Source organism: Pedobacter frigoris (assembly GCF_032678645.1).
Classification (GTDB): Bacteria; Bacteroidota; Bacteroidia; order Sphingobacteriales; family Sphingobacteriaceae; genus Pedobacter; species Pedobacter frigoris_A.
Window position 1 is genome coordinate 591,849 of the sequence record NZ_JAVTSP010000001.1, and the last position, 16,759, is coordinate 608,607.

Annotated in this window: 13 protein-coding genes; all 13 read right to left on the reverse strand. The window is 39.0% G+C overall.

Annotated features, from left to right (window positions below; translation table 11 throughout):
• Positions 1-42: 42 nt before the first annotated feature.
• Entirely contained in the window at positions 43-2,022 is a 1,980-nt protein-coding gene (locus R2Q78_RS02560) for a sialate O-acetylesterase (RefSeq protein ID WP_316788583.1), read from the reverse strand.
• Between the two features lie 55 nt (positions 2,023-2,077).
• Positions 2,078-4,246, reverse strand: coding sequence for an alpha-galactosidase (locus R2Q78_RS02565; protein WP_316788585.1), 2,169 nt, complete (start codon positions 4,244-4,246; stop codon positions 2,078-2,080).
• A 102-nt stretch (positions 4,247-4,348) separates the two neighbouring features.
• The gene (locus tag R2Q78_RS02570) at positions 4,349-5,554 is read right to left on the reverse strand and encodes an SGNH/GDSL hydrolase family protein (RefSeq protein WP_316788587.1); all 1,206 of its coding nucleotides are present in this window, start codon (positions 5,552-5,554) and stop codon (positions 4,349-4,351) included.
• Positions 5,551-6,882 carry an alpha-L-fucosidase gene (locus tag R2Q78_RS02575; protein ID WP_316788589.1) on the reverse strand — a complete coding sequence of 444 codons (1,332 nt, stop codon included), beginning with the start codon at positions 6,880-6,882 and terminating at the stop codon, positions 5,551-5,553. Before R2Q78_RS02575 ends, R2Q78_RS02570 begins: the two co-directional genes overlap by 4 nt.
• Before the next feature lie 356 nt (positions 6,883-7,238).
• On the reverse strand, positions 7,239-8,612 hold the full coding sequence (locus tag R2Q78_RS02580; RefSeq protein ID WP_316788591.1) for an MFS transporter: 1,374 nt from the start codon (positions 8,610-8,612) through the stop codon (positions 7,239-7,241).
• Positions 8,613-8,650: 38 nt separating this feature from the next.
• Complete coding sequence (locus R2Q78_RS02585) at positions 8,651-10,150, reverse strand: tagaturonate reductase (protein ID WP_316788593.1); 1,500 nt, start codon at positions 10,148-10,150, stop codon at positions 8,651-8,653.
• Positions 10,151-10,277: 127 nt separating this feature from the next.
• Positions 10,278-11,150, reverse strand: a complete 873-nt coding sequence (cysM, locus tag R2Q78_RS02590) for a cysteine synthase CysM (protein WP_316788594.1) — start codon at positions 11,148-11,150, stop codon at positions 10,278-10,280.
• A gap of 1 nt (position 11,151) precedes the next feature.
• Entirely contained in the window at positions 11,152-11,964 is an 813-nt protein-coding gene (epsC, locus tag R2Q78_RS02595; protein ID WP_316788595.1) for a serine O-acetyltransferase EpsC, read from the reverse strand.
• A 66-nt stretch (positions 11,965-12,030) separates the two neighbouring features.
• On the reverse strand, positions 12,031-12,414 hold the full coding sequence (locus R2Q78_RS02600) for a DUF3037 domain-containing protein (protein WP_316788596.1): 384 nt from the start codon (positions 12,412-12,414) through the stop codon (positions 12,031-12,033).
• Positions 12,392-13,186 carry a HipA family kinase gene (locus R2Q78_RS02605; protein WP_316788597.1) on the reverse strand — a complete coding sequence of 265 codons (795 nt, stop codon included), beginning with the start codon at positions 13,184-13,186 and terminating at the stop codon, positions 12,392-12,394. The genes R2Q78_RS02600 and R2Q78_RS02605 overlap by 23 nt, the downstream gene beginning before the upstream one ends.
• 9 nt (positions 13,187-13,195) lie before the next feature.
• On the reverse strand, positions 13,196-15,409 hold the full coding sequence (locus R2Q78_RS02610; protein WP_316788598.1) for a beta-N-acetylhexosaminidase: 2,214 nt from the start codon (positions 15,407-15,409) through the stop codon (positions 13,196-13,198).
• Positions 15,410-15,531: 122 nt separating this feature from the next.
• Positions 15,532-16,002, reverse strand: a complete 471-nt coding sequence (locus R2Q78_RS02615; protein WP_316788600.1) for a DUF6438 domain-containing protein — start codon at positions 16,000-16,002, stop codon at positions 15,532-15,534.
• A gap of 56 nt (positions 16,003-16,058) precedes the next feature.
• Positions 16,059-16,757, reverse strand: coding sequence for a lycopene cyclase domain-containing protein (locus R2Q78_RS02620; RefSeq protein ID WP_316788601.1), 699 nt, complete (start codon positions 16,755-16,757; stop codon positions 16,059-16,061).
• Between the last annotated feature and the right edge of the window lie 2 nt (positions 16,758-16,759).

Below are 16,759 nucleotides of genomic sequence, written 5' to 3' on the forward strand. Positions count from 1 at the left end.
TGCATGGTAAATATATTGATTTATTCATCAAATATTTAATTACTATTTCTTCCCAAACGTTATTCCTTTCCAGTTATCAGTACGAAATGGTGAAGCAGGTAATCCCGCCCCATTCACTAAATTACACTCTGGATTATCTGCCCAGGCATATCTTACAGCTATTGGTTCGCTTACGTCTGCGGCACTCACCACTACCTGATTTCCTTTAATTATTGCGTTTGCATTTTTAAATTTCTGATCTTTTCCTGCAATCGTAAATCCCTTAACCGCCGAACCGTCTCTGGTTTTCAAACCGTCATTTATATGATCAAAGCTGATGGTGATCTCTTTTCCTGCCTTTACAAAAGACTTGTAAATTGGACCTGAGTAGACTACCGACGTTTGTCCATAAGTTTTTGCCAATGCTGCTAATGCCAACCTCTTTCCGACATCCAATTTATTCTTAGGGTGAATATCAGCGGCCTCCCCTATATCAATAGCCAATGCCATTCCTGTATTAGGAACTTTAAGCGTCTGTAATTGCGCATCTCTCAACTCAGCCCATTCTGAATCACCAGGTTCATTCTTACGTTGCATAAAATTAGCAAGCTGAACATATAAGAAATACAGGTCAGGATTGTTGAACTGTGTCCTCCAATCCCTAATCAATGCGGGAAAAATAGTCCTATACTGATCTGCCCGGCTTGCGTTGCTCTCTCCCTGATACCAGATAGCTCCTTTAAGTCTAACTTTTGTTAAAGGGTTTATCATTGCGTTATATAACACAGAAGGCCTATTCGGACCATTTTGTAGCTGAGGTGTAGGCAGCTCTGCAAAATTAACTGCTGTCTTATATTTCCATGTCCCTGCCAGTTGTATGATGGCACCTGATGAATTTATAAGTTTTAAACCATCAGCATTTCCATGAACACCGCCATTTCCTCCGGTATCAAATGCCCTTATGGTAATTGTATTCTCTCCATTTTTTATCAGTTTAGCTGGTATCTTATAGGTTCTATTTGTATTCCATCCTTCTGTTCGTCCCACTTCAACACCATTAAACCACACTATATCATTGTCGTCTATTTGTTCGAGATGAATTGTAAGGTCACTAACTGCAAAGTCTGAACCAATGTTTATCTTCTTGCGCATCCACACCACCCCATCAAATGAGGGCAATACAGACGATTCCCAAAAACCGGGAAGTTCTATATTTTTCCAATTCTCATCATTAAAATCACTGGCTGCCCAGACTGCCCTATTGTCGTAGAAACCCGCATCTGTACTTTGAACTTTTGTAAACCAATCCTTTTGAGCTTGTGTATAATCCGAAAGTACCTGATCAGGTGTACGGTTATCACTTTGCATCTGCTTTACAGCTTGCTGAAATTCCGAAAACCTCTTAAGGGTATTTCCACTGGTCCATGCTTCTGATATGGTACCTCCCCAACTGCTTTCTATTAAACCTATCGGGACATTCAGTTTCTGATTAAGCTCCCGGCCAAAAAAATAGCCCACAGCAGAAAAATCACGTATGCTTTGAGGACTGCATACTGCCCATCCTCCTCCATCAAGTTTTGCCTCAGTCATCGGCACATTACTCGCCGCCATACTCAATCTCAACACCCTGATATTTGGATAATTTGCAGCATTGATCTCCTGTTCTGCCTGATTGCCTATCTCTCTCATCGCAAACTGCATATTTGATTGCCCCGAGCAGATCCAAACCTCCCCGATGAGGATATTATTTAAAGTAAGTACTTCACCATCATCAAATGAAATACTGTAAGGGCCGCCATAAGAGGGTGTATTAACCGTACCCTCAAATTTACCTTCATCACCTGCTTGCAGGGGGTACTTCTGATTGTCCCATGATGTAGTAATTGTAACTTTTGCATTCGGTGCAGCTTTCCCCCAAAGATTAACTTTCTCTTTCTGCTGTAAAACCATATTGTCCGTAAGTATACTCGGCAACGTTACTTTTCCATTTGCAGCAAAACCCACTGAGATCAGCAGGATTAATAAATAAACACATCTCTTCATTTCAATCTCATTGAAGTTTTCTCTTAATTATATATTCATCAGTCTCGACACCCATTTAGTTAACTGAGTTAATTTCAAATATAGCACTAGTCAAAGCTGTCTGTGTGGACACACTAAGTCCTATTTTCATTAAATAATCTCCAGAGTATGTCTTATCATTGTCCTGAGATGATGACTTGGCGCCATTGTAACGATTTGTTTCAACAACTTTGTACTGCTTCTGTGGATCCAGTCCCTGCAACTTAACCTTATTAAATTCTTCACCATAGCGCAGGTGCAAATTATAGACAAACAACAATGCTTTATTCTTAGCATCATCCACATACATCAATACTGCTCTATTTTGCTCATAAGGAGACACCAGACGATACATTTCACCTTTGGTGATCAGTTCCTCCAAACGCTTGTAATTTCTTACAGCCTCTGTACAAAAAATCCGTTCCTCTTCTTTCAGGTGGTTTAAATCGATATCAAAACCTAATTTGCCCATCATTGCAACATCAGTCCTGAATTTTATAGATTGTTTGCCCCATGAGGTCACATGACTGGTCAGTGCAAGTGAAGGAAAGAAATAAGAATAGCCCCATTGGATGTATACTCTTTCAAAACCATCTGTATCGTCACTTGGCCAAAACTCATTAAAATACTTCAAAGCTCCATAATCTGTGCGGCCACCACCACCAGAGCAAAGCATCATTGGCAATGATGGATATTTCAGTCTGATACGTTCCAATACTTTATACAGACTTCTGGTGTATTCGATATACATCGCCGACTGATTATCCTTTAAATACGGAGAATAAGCATTGGTCATCATTCTATTACAATCCCACTTGATATAAGCGATACCGGGACTTTTAGTCAACATGCCGTCAACCAGGTCATAAACAAAATCCTGAACCTTAGGGTTGATCAAATCTAGAACAAGTTGGTTTCTATAATAATTTTCATCTCTGTTAGGTAATTTCAATATCCAATCAGGATGTTCTTCATAAAGCTCACTTTTAGGATTTACCATTTCAGGCTCCAGCCAGACACCAAATTTAACGCCTTTGCTTTCAGCATCCTTCACCAGGGAACTAATTCCATCAGGTAATTTCAACTTATTTTCCTGCCAGTCACCTAATCCGGCGTTGTCATTATTTCTTGGGTATTTATTACCGAACCATCCATCATCCAAAAGAAAAAGATCCACACCCAGCTTTTTTGCATCGGTAAACAGGCTTCCCAGTTTTTGCTGATTAAAATCAAAATAGGTAGCCTCCCAGTTATTTAACAACGTCAGTCTGGGTTTATTGCCATCCAATATACCGTAATTTCTGCCCCAGGAATGGAAACTACGACTGGCCTTTCCCTTACCCTTGTTGCTATAAGTAAAAATGAATTCAGGGGTAGTAAACGATTTTCCAGGTTCCAGTTTATATTCTGATGCAAATGGATTCATTCCCGAAACTATTCTCAGTGAATTACGTTCATCCAACTCAAATAGAAACTTAAAATTTCCTGTCCAAGCAAGCGTGCCGGCTATGAGTTCTCCTGTATTTTCATCAGCAAGTTTATTCAGCGATAAAAAGAAAAATGGCGACTGGTACATATTAGCACGTGTACCCAATTTGCTATCTATGATCTTAATTCCACTTGTCAGTTGGCTTTCCTGCATTTTTGCCTCTTCCGCCCAGTCTCCATGAAATTGTGTAAGCCAATATTTATCTGCATCAAAATGAAGCATGGAAGAAGCAAAATTGTACAATACTACAGGCTTCTTTTCATGATGCCTAATCTCTGTCCAGGTCTTGATGATATCGTCATCATAAAACGACTGAATATGAAGAATTACAAAAATTGGATATTTAGGATCCTTTAACGTAATGTCTGTAGTGCTAGTCTTGCCTTCGTTTTCGCTTGTCGTCAGACTACTAAATCTCAAATCAATCGACGGATTGCCATCTGCGTGCAACACCTTTATTGCCGGTTCAAATAAATTGTTTGTACCGGCCCCGATATAAGCTTCATGTTTTGAAGGTTTAAGCAGTGCGGTATCACCCGGATTTGTCAGCTTCTCACCCAGATAGGTCTGATACAGTTTACCGTCTTTACCAACCGAAAAAATAAGATTTACACTTTTTGTTCCGATAACAATATGCTGCTTAGCCTGTCCATTGACATTTAAACAAATACCGGCCGAAAACAGCAGTATAAAAAAGATAAATAGATTTTTGTTCATTTGTGCGTGTGTGGTTTTATTATTATAGTCGATTTCATCTGTACTACACTATACAACAAATATAAAATAAAAGGGTAAACCACAAATGAACAACAGTACCTCTTATTGAGTACCATTGACCAAAAAATGAACAATCCGGCAGGCATTGCCCTTACTATTGCTGTTCTTATTGGGACTGATGCTAATTGTCAGTTCATGTTTGCCATTTTTAAGATCACCACCAAAAAGTACATACCACGGCAGATGTAATGATGGACTCCATTGAGTAAATAAATCAAGCTGTTTTTCCGGGCCATTATCTATCCTATAATTTACGATGCCGGCATCTGCACCAGATAAAATGGCCATCCCAATAGCATTACCCTTAAATTTTAGCTTTAATACTGCACCCGGAGATGCGGAACTCAAGACAGGTACATTTACAAAACCTGCTCTTGTCCCAATATGATCTTCCGGAGTCCAGTCGTTATCCAGTTTCCATCCTTTATCATATTCTGCAAGCTTTATATCGAGGTAATTGCCATCACTAAAATTTTTGGGAGTTAATGGCTTAGGAAGTTTTGCATGCTTTTTTACCATCACCTGTCTCCTGAACACCGTTTCAGTTTCAGAAAACAGTTCTTTTATCGCGTTAAAATACAGCTCCTGTCCGAACGGTGAGGGGTGCAGATCCTTAAAATCTTTATTCCAGTCAAACTCGTCATTTCTCATCTTATCCCGCACAGCTTTAGCAAGATTAATAGAAGGCAAACGGTAATGTGTTGCCACAAGCTCATGATTTGCTACAGATGTAGGTATCTTACCTTCGTCATAAGCCTTCGTTTTACCAGGATCTGCAAACGACATCATGATGATATCTATAGATGGATTACTTTTTCTTGCTTGTCTGATGATGCCTTCCAAAGCTTTAACCTGAACCAGACTGTCTGTCCCATTTGCCTCGTCGTTAACAGCTGCTTCTAAAAACAGGAGGTCTATTTTTCCTGAGTCCAGAACATCAAATTTAAGTCTGAAAGAATGAGGCAAACTGCCCAATGATGGTATTCCTGCCGCTATAAAATGAAAATCTGTTTGCGGATAACGGTCTTTTAAATAGTTACAGACTTTATTTCGCCATCCTGAATTATAAGTTATTGATCCACCAAGAAAAGCTACCGTTGCTTTCTTTTGGATGGTAAATGCATAATAAGAATGGTTTATGCCGCCCCTCACATTCACATAGTTGGCGAAAGGTATAATTTTTACCTGGGCATCAGCATTAAATGCGATACTCAGGCTCAAAAAAAACAGTAGTCTTAATAATTTCATTGTTCAATCTTCAAAGTCCATGCGTATTTACCTGGTAATTCCTGAGGCAAGTTAACTACCGTTACTCCGTTGTCCTTTTTCCAGGTTAGTGGTTTAGCTGAACCAAGCAGATATATTCTTGATCCTGTCTTTGGAGATATACTGGTAAGCTTAATTTCATTGTTTTCTGCTTTATTAAAAATTGCGTAAACAAGTTTCCCGTCCTTACTCTGCGTAAATTTAATATTTTCTCCTTCTTTATAATTCGGTAGCGCTTTTGTAGCATAGATGGCCTGTTTGTTTATTTTCAGCCAATTCCCCATTTCAGCCAAACGTTCTATACTAGGTTCTGGAATTAGTCCTTCTGCTGTCGGCCCCACGTTTAGCAGGTAATTCCCTCCCTTCGCAGTCACATCTATCAGGTTGTCTATAAGAACCTGGACAGACTTCCATTTGTTGTCATTTTTTACAAAACCCCAATTGTTATTTAAGGTCATGCAGCTTTCCCAATAATCCTGGGATGCAGTTTTAAGAATCTCCTGTTCAGGGGTGCCAAAATCACCTGCTGCATTTTCATATTTATTCATCCCCTGCATTCCGCCTCTTCCTTTGCCTACCCGGTTATTGATGATTAATGATGGCTTTAAATTTCTCAAATAGTTGTACAAATCTTTACCCTGCTCCTCAGTCCATTCAGGTATCCACTCACCATCAAACCATAAAATTGACGGATTGTATTTCTTGATCAATTCGGCTAACTGTGGTTTTAAATACTCTTCCCTATATTTAGCAAAATCTGGTTTTTCTGTTTTCTGATGAGGATAGTCCTTGGATTTTGCGTCAGGTTGATGCCAGTCCATTATCGAATGGTACAATCCAAATTGAATCCCCTCGGCTTTACAAGCATCTGCAAGTTCCTTTAAAATATCTCTTTTAAAAGGTGTTGCATCCATAATGTCATAATTGGTCACTTTACTGTCCCAGATACTAAAACCATCATGGTGCTTGGAAGTAATCACAATATATTTCGCACCTGCATTCTTGGCTATTCTAACCCATTCCCTCGCATTAAATTTCTGTGGATTGAACTGTTGAGCAAATTTTTCGTACTCAGATACCGGTATTTTATGGGTTTCCATAATCCATTCCGCGCCTCCGCCCTTTCCATTATATTCACCTGCAGGCACTGCATACAAACCCCAATGGATAAACATTCCGAAGGTAGCGTCATCCCACCATTGCATCCGTTTTGTTTTATCAGGTTTACTTTCCTGCAGGTAGTTTTTTTGCGCAAAAACACCGGTGCTCAAAATGAACAATCCAGCGAATAACAGGGTTATTTTTTTCATACGTTCCAGATTTCGTTTGGTTGTAACAAAGAAAGCAATAAACAGAATTCTTAATTCTATTTTATTATCAATTCATTAAGTGATTTTAGCATCAAATATAACTAAGTAAAGAGAGGATAGTAATGCCAACTGTATGACTACAGGGTGGCTTCTGATAAACAACGTAATTGAGGTATGGTTAAACTATCCTTAGACTATGGTTGGACTATCCTGGGATATAGCAAGGATAGTCCAACCATAGTTCAAGGATATACCAAGGATAGTTCAATTCTGTCTTTTATCAGTAGGTATATAGTAGGTAATGTGTCGCTAAAGCGAAGTAATATTAATCCGGTTGAGACCTTAGTATTGATATCTTATAGGTCGGTAATAGGTTTGTATTTCGGCACCAGGAATTTCATGATACTCCAGGCAATCAGGTAAGCAAGTGCGCATATGGTAAACATGATTGTATAACCTGTTTCGATATGTCCTAGCGCTTTGTATTTATCAAATAATGATCCACCCAGTTTGGTGATTAAAACACTTCCCAATCCACCGGCCATACCACCTATTCCCACAACAGAACCAATCGCTTTCTTAGGAAACATATCCGATACTGTGGTAAATATATTCGCAGACCATGCCTGGTGTGCTGATGCACCAATCCCAATTAAGATAATAGGTATCCAGAAAGTAATATGCCCCAAAGGCTGAGCAGCCAATACTACCAAAGGAAATACTGCGATTACAAACATCGCCCTCATTCGTCCATCATAGGCGCCGTATCCTTTTTTTATGAAGTACATTGGAAAATATCCGCCACCAATACTGCCAAACATTGTCATGCTATAAATCACTATTAGCGGCAACATCACCTGGGTGTCAACCATTCCGTACTGATCTTTTAAATAAGCAGGAAGCCAAAACAAGAAAAACCACCATACTCCATCAGTCATAAACTTACCCACTGTAAACGCCCAGGTCTGTTTGTAAGTAAGCAATTTGAACCATTTCACTTTTTCTTCGGCAGGAATGGTATCATTTCCTTTAATATTCTGATCAGCATCTTCTTCATTTATATACTGCAGTTCTTCAGCTGACATTCTTTTTTGTTCCTCTGGTTTTTCATAGAATTTAAACCAGAATATCAACCATAGAAAACCTACAGCTCCGATAAGTAGAAATGCGGCTTCCCAACCCCAGTGTTTTGCAATAAAAGGAACAGTTAAAGGCGCTAAAATTGCGCCGACATTTGTTCCCGAATTAAATATACCGGTAGCAAATGATCGTTCCTTTTTTGGAAAATATTCGGCAGTAGCCTTTATTGCAGCGGGAAAGTTACCTGACTCTCCAAATCCAAGAACAGCCCTTGAAAGCATAAAGCCAGCTATAGATATGGATATAGACGTAATGCCGACAAAGCCCAATACTGTCGCAATACTTTGACCTATCGGAATCGCAAAGGCATGTATAATCGCCCCAACAGACCAAATAATAATAGCCCATGCATAACCACTTTTTGTACCGAGTTTGTCGATTATTCTTCCTGCGAATAGCATAGAAATGGCATAAGTAAACTGGAATACCGATGCGATATTGGCATAATCGCTATTACTCCATCCGAAAATCTCTTCTAATCTTGGTTTTAATAAGCTCAATACCTGACGATCAAGATAGTTTACTGTTGTTGCAAAAAATAGTAAAGCACAGATCGTCCACCTGTAATTGGTTGCTTTTTTCTCGTTCATTATATTTGGTTTATTTTTGGTTAGGTGTTTTTGTTTTTTTAGCTTATGCTAAGTAGCGCTTGTTTAATATCATATTTTAAAATTCCGTTATAGTATTCCTCCACCGTTTCTATAAAATTATCAATACTCGCCAAGTCTGCTTCCCATAATGTTTTATCAGCTAAAATACTGCTCACATATTTGCTGTCATCTAATTTACTCTTGTCGCTGAAATAGGCAGCCTGATCGTCGTTGATTGGATACACTTCTCCCTTATAATTCCCATAGTACTGATTTCCTGATTTCTCCGCAGTTCTCATAAACACCAGAAATGCAGCAAATCCGAACGCGATGTGTTTCGGCACTTTATTAGTCTGCGTATAATACTGGAACAATACTGGCAATATCCTGATCTTTACCTTCATCGTGTATTGAAAAGTGATATTAATCCATAAGTGCTCTATGTAAGGATTTGCAAATCTATCCAGTACCTGATTTGCGAATGCTCTAGCTTCGCCATCTGGAACCTGATATGGAATTGCAGGGGCAATCTCATCTTGCATAACCTTTGTAACGTATTCCCTCACAGCCGTATCCGACATGCCCCCGGCTACTGTATCTATACCCGCCAGATGTGCTATCCCGCAGGACAAAGTATGTGTACCGTTTAATAGCCTTACTTTTAATTCTCTGTAAATCTCAATGTCTGATTTGATGATCACTCCAGAATCTGTGGCTTCCAGCTGGTTAAGTAAGCTAGCTACCCTTTCATTACCTTCTATAGCCCACAAACGATACGGCTCAGCCATCAATAATAGGTTATCCTGATATCCAAGTTCATCTTCGAGTTTGGCCAAAGCCTGTCCTTCCGGTCTGCCAGGTACAATTCTGTCAACTAAAGAATTACAAAATAGAGCATGCTTGGCTAACCAGTTCGTAAATTCAGTTTCAAGTTCATTGAAGGCAGCCAGTTCCTGTACAATGGACTGAAGTTTTGTACCATTATCGGGAATCAATTCAGTAGCTATGATGACAACATCAGCATCTTCTGTATCTCCAAGTGATTTATATCGTGCATAGAGTACGGCCAATAATTTGGCGGGGAAGGACGCCGGTGTTTGATTTTTTATACTTTCTTTGACAAGTTGAATTCCAACTTCCGTCGTGTTAGATACAATTAATTTAACTTCCGGATTCTTTCCGATTTCAAGAATGTCGTTCCAATCGTTATCTGCAACAAGTACACGGCTGATGGCGGAAGAAATTATATTTTCTTCAATATTTTTACCGTTCTGTATCCCCCTTACACAGATAGTATATAAACTGTCCTGTTCATCAAAATCGGAGGTACTTCCTTTGCTTGTAGACTTTACAACTGCTACTCTCCCATTAAAAAGCCCTTCTCTATTTCCTTTATCTACAAAGTAGTCTGTTAAGCCTCTTAATAGTACACCAGTACCAAACTGAAGGACTTTTTCCGGTAAATCAAATACTTCGTTATTAGGAATGATAACGTTTTCATTTTTTATATTCTTTAAAAATACTTTAGATATAATCATATAAAATTATGCTGTATAAAACAATTCTACATAATTATTGCTAGGAATAATTAGTTATTGTAGAAATTATTTACGCAATCGTTATCGTTGCAGGAGCTAATTTAAAGCTTTAAAATTAATATGCAATTTATCCGAACAAATCACTGCTCAAATATCTGTCACCGCGATCGCAGGCAATGAATACAATTAATCCGGAATCAAGTTCCTCTGCAAGCTTAAGTGCACAAGCTAAAGCGCCTCCGCTACTCATACCAGCAAAAATACCTTCTTCTCTTGTCATCCTCCTTGCCATTTCAGTAGCTTCTTTTTGAGACACATCCATCACCCTGTCTACCCTGCTTGCATCAAATATTTTTGGAAGATAGGCTTCAGGCCATCTCCTGATACCTGGTATTGATGATTCTTCTGTTGGCTGGCAGCCTATGATCTGGATTTCAGGATTTACTTCTTTTAAAAACATAGAGTTTCCCATGATGCTGCCTGTTGTCCCCATGGCACTTACAAAATGGGTAATCTTATGATTTGTATCCTTCCATATTTCCGGACCTGTGGTTTTATAATGAGCCAGATAGTTGTCAGGGTTAGCAAATTGATTCAATAGGAAATATCCTGGCTGCACTCCCTTCTCTTCAGCATAATCACGGCAAACTTCTATAGACTCCAGCAGGGTTACTTTAGCTCCAAACGCTTCCATTGTTAGTGTTCGTTCTCTTGTTGAACTAGCCGGCATTACCAACTCTATTTCAATGCCATATGTGCTTGCAATCATAGCTAACGCAATACCCGTATTACCGCTGGTTGCCTCAATCAGTTTCGTTCCTTTCGTTACCTCTCCTCTTTCTATCGCACTGCGAATCATATTTAATGCAGCCCGGTCTTTTACACTTCCACCAGGATTGTTTCCTTCAAGTTTGGCAAAAATCTTTACTGCCGGATTAGGATTTAATTTCTGAATTTCTGCCAGTGGTGTATTACCTACAGCATCTATGATATTTCCCATATTAATCTATATGTTTCGTCTCTATAACTTTAATGGCCGACTGATGATAAACTGTTGAATTTGCAGGAACACTCTTAGTGAGCCAAACGTTACCTCCAATGATACACCCTTTGCCAATCACGGTATCTCCGCCCAAAATGGTCGCCCCGGAATAAATAATTACATGATCTTCTATCGTAGGATGTCTTTTGGTGTTGGCCATGTATTTCTCTACGCTCAAAGCGCCTAAAGTGACACCCTGATATAATTTCACATGATTCCCAATTATTGTCGTCTCACCAATTACGATACCAGTTCCATGGTCTATAAATAAACACTCACCAATAGTGGCGGCGGGGTGAATATCTATTCCAGTAACTGAATGTGCATATTCTGTCAATATCCTTGGGATAATCGGGATTTCAGCTTTCAGTAGTGAATGAGCAATCCTGTAGAGCGCTATTGCAAGGAAACCGGGGTAACTTCTGATAATTTCAAACTCACTTTTAGCAGCCGGATCACCGTTCAATATGGCACTGATATCAGTATTCATTTTGCGGTACAATTCGGGCAGCCCGTCAAAAAATGCGCTGGCTATACTTTCATTATCACTATGCTCACAAGCCTTGGTTGCATTTAAGATCCTCGTCAGTTCCTTTTCTTGCTTTGCGAGTAATCTTTTGATTTCATTAATCGAATAATCAGGTGAAGTAAAACGTTCCGGATACAATATATTCATCAGACTAATAGCCCATTGTGCTATTTCCTCATTGGATGGTACTGCTTCTATCTGGTTTTGTTTGGTGTAGATATGAAGATAAAACTCCTCGTTCATTTCAGTATTGTTTTTTTATAAAGCATAAAGGAATGAAAAAAATCCCATTTAAAAGATAGATTAAGGTCATAAAACCAATTGCTGATAAAGCTTATTCAGTTTCTCATCCGGATCATCACAAAAGCCGGGGTGAACTTTCGATGTCTGCACTACAGTACTACGTGTTGCAGTAAGCCACCTAAAACGGGATGCAATATCCAGCGTGGCTATTGGTCCACCTGCTTTCCCTCCGGCACATATTCTTTCAAAAGCCAATAAATTTGCCGCTACTTCTTCAATATCCAGCTTCTCGCAAAATGCTTTTAACTTATTTTCGTCTACATGAAATACCGCCTTCAGGAAGCGCTGTTTTGCACAATATAAAATCACACCCACATTGATGAACTCCTCTCGTTCCACGTGTGGCATCACACGCAAAACTGCATACTCAAATAAGTGACGCTCTTGCATGTTGTGCTTCTTTAATAAAAACTTCTGAATTGCTGATCCTTGATTTTAAAAACTCAGCATATACCTTTCTACGTTCTTCTGGTTCATCGTCAGATTGGTCTTTCAGCCAATCCTGAGGAATCAAGTTTACTATACCGTCAATCACGTCATCTGTGAGTATATTTTTAAATAGCCGGTCTATTTCATCAAGCTCTGTTGCAAATGGCAGCAAGACATGATCCTTTATCATGGTGAATGGCTTCACAGCCGCCTCTTTCCAATTCTGCATCGCATGATGAAAATACAATGAAGCTCCATGATCAATAAGCCATAACTCTTTATGCCACATCAGCATATTGGTATTTCTTGCAGTCCGGTCCATATTGGTGAGTAAACAGTCCAGCCATACAATTTTTGAAGCAAGGTTACTGTTTACTTGGGTCACCGTTGGATCGTAGGTAATGGCTCCTGAAAGATAATGTAAAGCGAGATTTAGCCCTACACTTGCTTTCAGTAAATCCTGAATTTCTTCGTCCGGTTCTGTACGGCCAAAAGCTTCATCCAGATTAGCAAACACAATCTCTGGAATTCTAAATCCGAGTGCCCTGGCAATTTCTCCGCCTATGATCTCAGCAATAAGCGCTTTAACACCCTGACCAGCGCCCCTGAACTTTAACACATATAAAAATTCGTCATCTGCCTCTGCTATTGCAGGCATCGATCCGCCCTCCCGCAGAGGAGTGACATACCGGGTTACATTAACCGTTCTCAATTCAGGTGGGCTATAATTCATAGCTCAAAGTTACAATTTCCTTATAAATACCACTCCATTAGAATTGTTGCTCACATCACCCCGAACCATTGCTTTTATTGTAAAAGCAGCACCTGTCTCGTACTCGCTGATTTTAAACTTATAAGTATTGTTTTCCTGCTGGCTGCCGGTAAAACCGTTGTGAATGTCTTCAGCTATTTTAACTCCATTTTTATAAACCTCAACTGATTTGATGTCTAATCTTGAATCGCCATCAACATACCAAAACGACAATTGATACTCACCATTGGCATTTATCTTACCTGAACCATTCATTTCGAAAACGGCATACTCTTTTCCTTTAATCAACGATGGCTTCCATTCCGCCACCAATTGTCCATACTTCTGGAATTTCTCATATTTCTCTGGAAAGTACAATGGCAATGAATATACATTTCTGTTCACTACTGTTATTGCGCTAAAATCCGATAGCTTGCCTACCTTCACCGGTTGAGAATAAATTGGAGAATACACATTTGGTCTGGTTCCATCGGTAGTATACCTGATTGTTGCTCCGTCAACAACATTAGCGACCTTCAACACGTAGCCTTCGCCTTGCTTTTCATTACTGATTAGTTTCGGCTGGGGTACCCGGTAACCATATCCGGCATAATTATACCTGTTGTAATGGCTCGCCATCCGGCTTTCAAATCCATTCCAGCTTTGTCTAGCTACAGGTGTCCAGGTAACTTCGGCTAAAGCGGCCATCCGTGGAAAAGCTAAATATTCAAAGTATTTTTCCGAGCGGTTCTCATCAATTAAAGGAAGTTCCTGCAAAACCGTTCCATGAATAAATTGATCTGACCATAGCGTAGCACTGGCACCTAATATCAATGGGCGATACTTTTCATCCAGTCCTTTCAGCATTGGGTTCAATTGATAGACCTTTTCGAGAGAAATTGGAGGCAGCCATGTGGCGGCTTTTATTTCACCAGGGATATTGCTTTCCGCAACGTCAAAATAACAGTGGCCTGTAAGTGACATTACTGAATAATGTCCGGCTTCTGAAGCTTTAAAGGCTTTTTTCTGATCATGCCAAATCATGCCTACTGCCTTTTCCTTTAAACCATCTTCTATAATCTCATCCCAGCCAACGATGGTTTTTCCATACTTTTTAACCATATTTTGTACCCTTTGATTAAAATAAACCTGCAGCTCTTTTTCTGTTTTTAAACCAAGATCAGCCTTTCTTTTCTGGCAATGTGGGCAAGCTTTCCAACGGTCATATTGTGCTTCATCACCTCCTATGTGGATATATTTAGAAGGGAACAGTGCAAATGTTTCTGCAAAAACGTCATTTAAAAAATCAAAAGTAGATTCCCTTCCTACGCAATACAACTCCTTGCTGATTGAATGTTGTGTCTGAACAGTATATTGTTCACCCGTACAGCATAAATCAGGATATGCGGCGATAGACGATAAGGTATGCGCCGGCAATTCTATTTCGGGGATAATATTTACATTTCTGGCGGCGGCATAGGCAACCATTTCCTTGATATCTTCTTGTGTATAATAGCCACCAACTCTATTTGGGCCTTCTCCGCGCCATGCTCCGATAGAGGTCAACTTAGGATACTTTTTGATTTCGATGCGCCAGCCAGCATCATCCACCAGGTGCAAGTGAAGTTCATTCAACTTGTACATAGCCATCATATCAATGAATCTCAGCACATAATCTTTGGTGAAAAAATACCTGGCTACATCCAGCATCATCCCCCTCCATTCATATAAAGGCTGGTCCTTAATTTCTGCACCTTTTATCTTCCAGACGGTATTTTTCTGACGTTCCTTGCTATATATCTGAACAGGAAGCATTTGAAGCAAAGTTTGTGAGGCATAAAAGGTGCCGGCGGCTGTAGTTCCCGTGATCACGATCTGATCGTTCTTTACACTCAAACTATAAGCCTCTCTATTATCAGCTATTGCTTTATCTATTTTTAATACAATAGCATTTTTTACCGCAGTTTTATTCTCAGCGATTGAAAAGTCATATCCTGTAGCTGGCGACAAGCTTGAAGCCAAAAGTTCAGCCTGTTGCTTCAGTCCCTTGTCATATAAAATCTTCGTTTGAGATGTAATCGTAAAACTCGCAGCAGTCTCTTTAAGACTAGCCGGCAAAGGAATTACGTTAATCTGTGCATTTGCTGCCGAAAATGATGTGAAGAATAAAGCAACCGCAAGTATCAAATTGTGTGTTTTGATCATTTTTAGTTAAAATTGGTTTAACACAATAATAATCAAATAATCATTTCAAAATTGGAGTATTAGCAGTAAATAACCTTGTTTCCTTTAAAATTTGGATTACAAACGTTTGCGCAAAATTGCTATTAGTTACAGTCTTTGAATGAATCGCGATGCTTACGCAATATACTGAGGTATGCAGCCATGTTATCTGGCTCTTTTCCGGATTCAAAAGTTACTCTTTTTGTAGTACCGTTGTAAGTAATCTCAACCCAGCTAATTCCTCCATCATTACAACCAGGACATCCGTAAGTCTCTTCCAACTTGCTAAATTCAGTTAAATTAATAGCTGCTTTTAACGCATTCCAATCTTCGGTACTTATTGTTCCTTCACATACCTTAGCCGTAATGGTAGGGTTATGATCCGTTCTTCTCAAAACAAGTTGGTCTTTTTTAACGGTCAGTTTATTGTTGCAATATCCATAACACAGTCCAACATCAAGGCCATAAGATATTATTAAACTGTCATCCGGTTTCTCTTTATCTTTTTTACACGCCGTAGTAACTACACTGAATAGAAACAGTATAACTGAGATTTTAAATAGATTGGTTTTCATATTAGTTTGTTTTTAACCTAAACGACAGCTACGGTATAAACGCTACAGGTTACCAATTAAATAGATTTTCGCTCTGCCAGAGCTATAAAATATTTGTAAAGCAATAAGTTAATAAAAATTAATCCCATACCATAAAAAACATCTTCTACCGGAATTGTAAGAATCCTAAATCCCAGTATCTCTGCTTCGTTATACCAAACTACTGGATTTTCTAAACCGGTACCGGTGAGTAATCCGTTGACTATAACAAACGGTAATAACAAGACGCCGTATATGACGTAAAATTTAGCCAGCCAGCTAATCCTCAATAGGTACTTTGCCAATAACAAAATGAATGATAAACCAAAAAAAGTAACCATGGTATAAATCTTATCATGAGCAAAAAAGCCTACCAGGGCAAAACAAATAATAAAAGATAAGGTAAGTGCGTGCTCCTGTTTTTGGTTAAGGGTCTTTTGAATAAAGATATCCAGACAATGATAGGTAAATACACAGGCATAGGGAATACAGAAAAAAAACAGGATCTCCTCGATTGGTAAGTTCCATAATTTAGTGCCAATCAAATATTGTTGACTGAATCCCCATACCCCTATTGAAGTAAAATAAACATCCCATAAAATAAAGATCAGCCCAGTTAAAATTACCGCCGGAAAAAATGCTTTCCAGGTTTTATAAAAATTCAATTTGGGATGGAAAGAAAATATAAAGGGAACTATTATTGTAAAGAAATCTATCAGAAGATAAGTATACTTCATAT

Bases quoted from the DNA above. Each gene is read 5' to 3' on its own strand.
- R2Q78_RS02560 (WP_316788583.1), bottom strand. From the start codon at position 2,022: ATGAAGAGATGTGTTTATTTATTAATCCTGCTGATCTCAGTGGGTTTT.
- R2Q78_RS02565 (WP_316788585.1), bottom strand. From the start codon at position 4,246: ATGAACAAAAATCTATTTATCTTTTTTATACTGCTGTTTTCGGCCGGT.
- R2Q78_RS02570 (WP_316788587.1), bottom strand. From the start codon at position 5,554: ATGAAATTATTAAGACTACTGTTTTTTTTGAGCCTGAGTATCGCATTT.
- R2Q78_RS02575 (WP_316788589.1), bottom strand. From the start codon at position 6,882: ATGAAAAAAATAACCCTGTTATTCGCTGGATTGTTCATTTTGAGCACC.
- R2Q78_RS02580 (WP_316788591.1), bottom strand. From the start codon at position 8,612: ATGAACGAGAAAAAAGCAACCAATTACAGGTGGACGATCTGTGCTTTA.
- R2Q78_RS02585 (WP_316788593.1), bottom strand. From the start codon at position 10,150: ATGATTATATCTAAAGTATTTTTAAAGAATATAAAAAATGAAAACGTT.
- cysM (WP_316788594.1), bottom strand. From the start codon at position 11,150: ATGGGAAATATCATAGATGCTGTAGGTAATACACCACTGGCAGAAATT.
- epsC (WP_316788595.1), bottom strand. From the start codon at position 11,964: ATGAACGAGGAGTTTTATCTTCATATCTACACCAAACAAAACCAGATA.
- R2Q78_RS02600 (WP_316788596.1), bottom strand. From the start codon at position 12,414: ATGCAAGAGCGTCACTTATTTGAGTATGCAGTTTTGCGTGTGATGCCA.
- R2Q78_RS02605 (WP_316788597.1), bottom strand. From the start codon at position 13,186: ATGAATTATAGCCCACCTGAATTGAGAACGGTTAATGTAACCCGGTAT.
- R2Q78_RS02610 (WP_316788598.1), bottom strand. From the start codon at position 15,409: ATGATCAAAACACACAATTTGATACTTGCGGTTGCTTTATTCTTCACA.
- R2Q78_RS02615 (WP_316788600.1), bottom strand. From the start codon at position 16,002: ATGAAAACCAATCTATTTAAAATCTCAGTTATACTGTTTCTATTCAGT.
- R2Q78_RS02620 (WP_316788601.1), bottom strand. From the start codon at position 16,757: ATGAAGTATACTTATCTTCTGATAGATTTCTTTACAATAATAGTTCCC.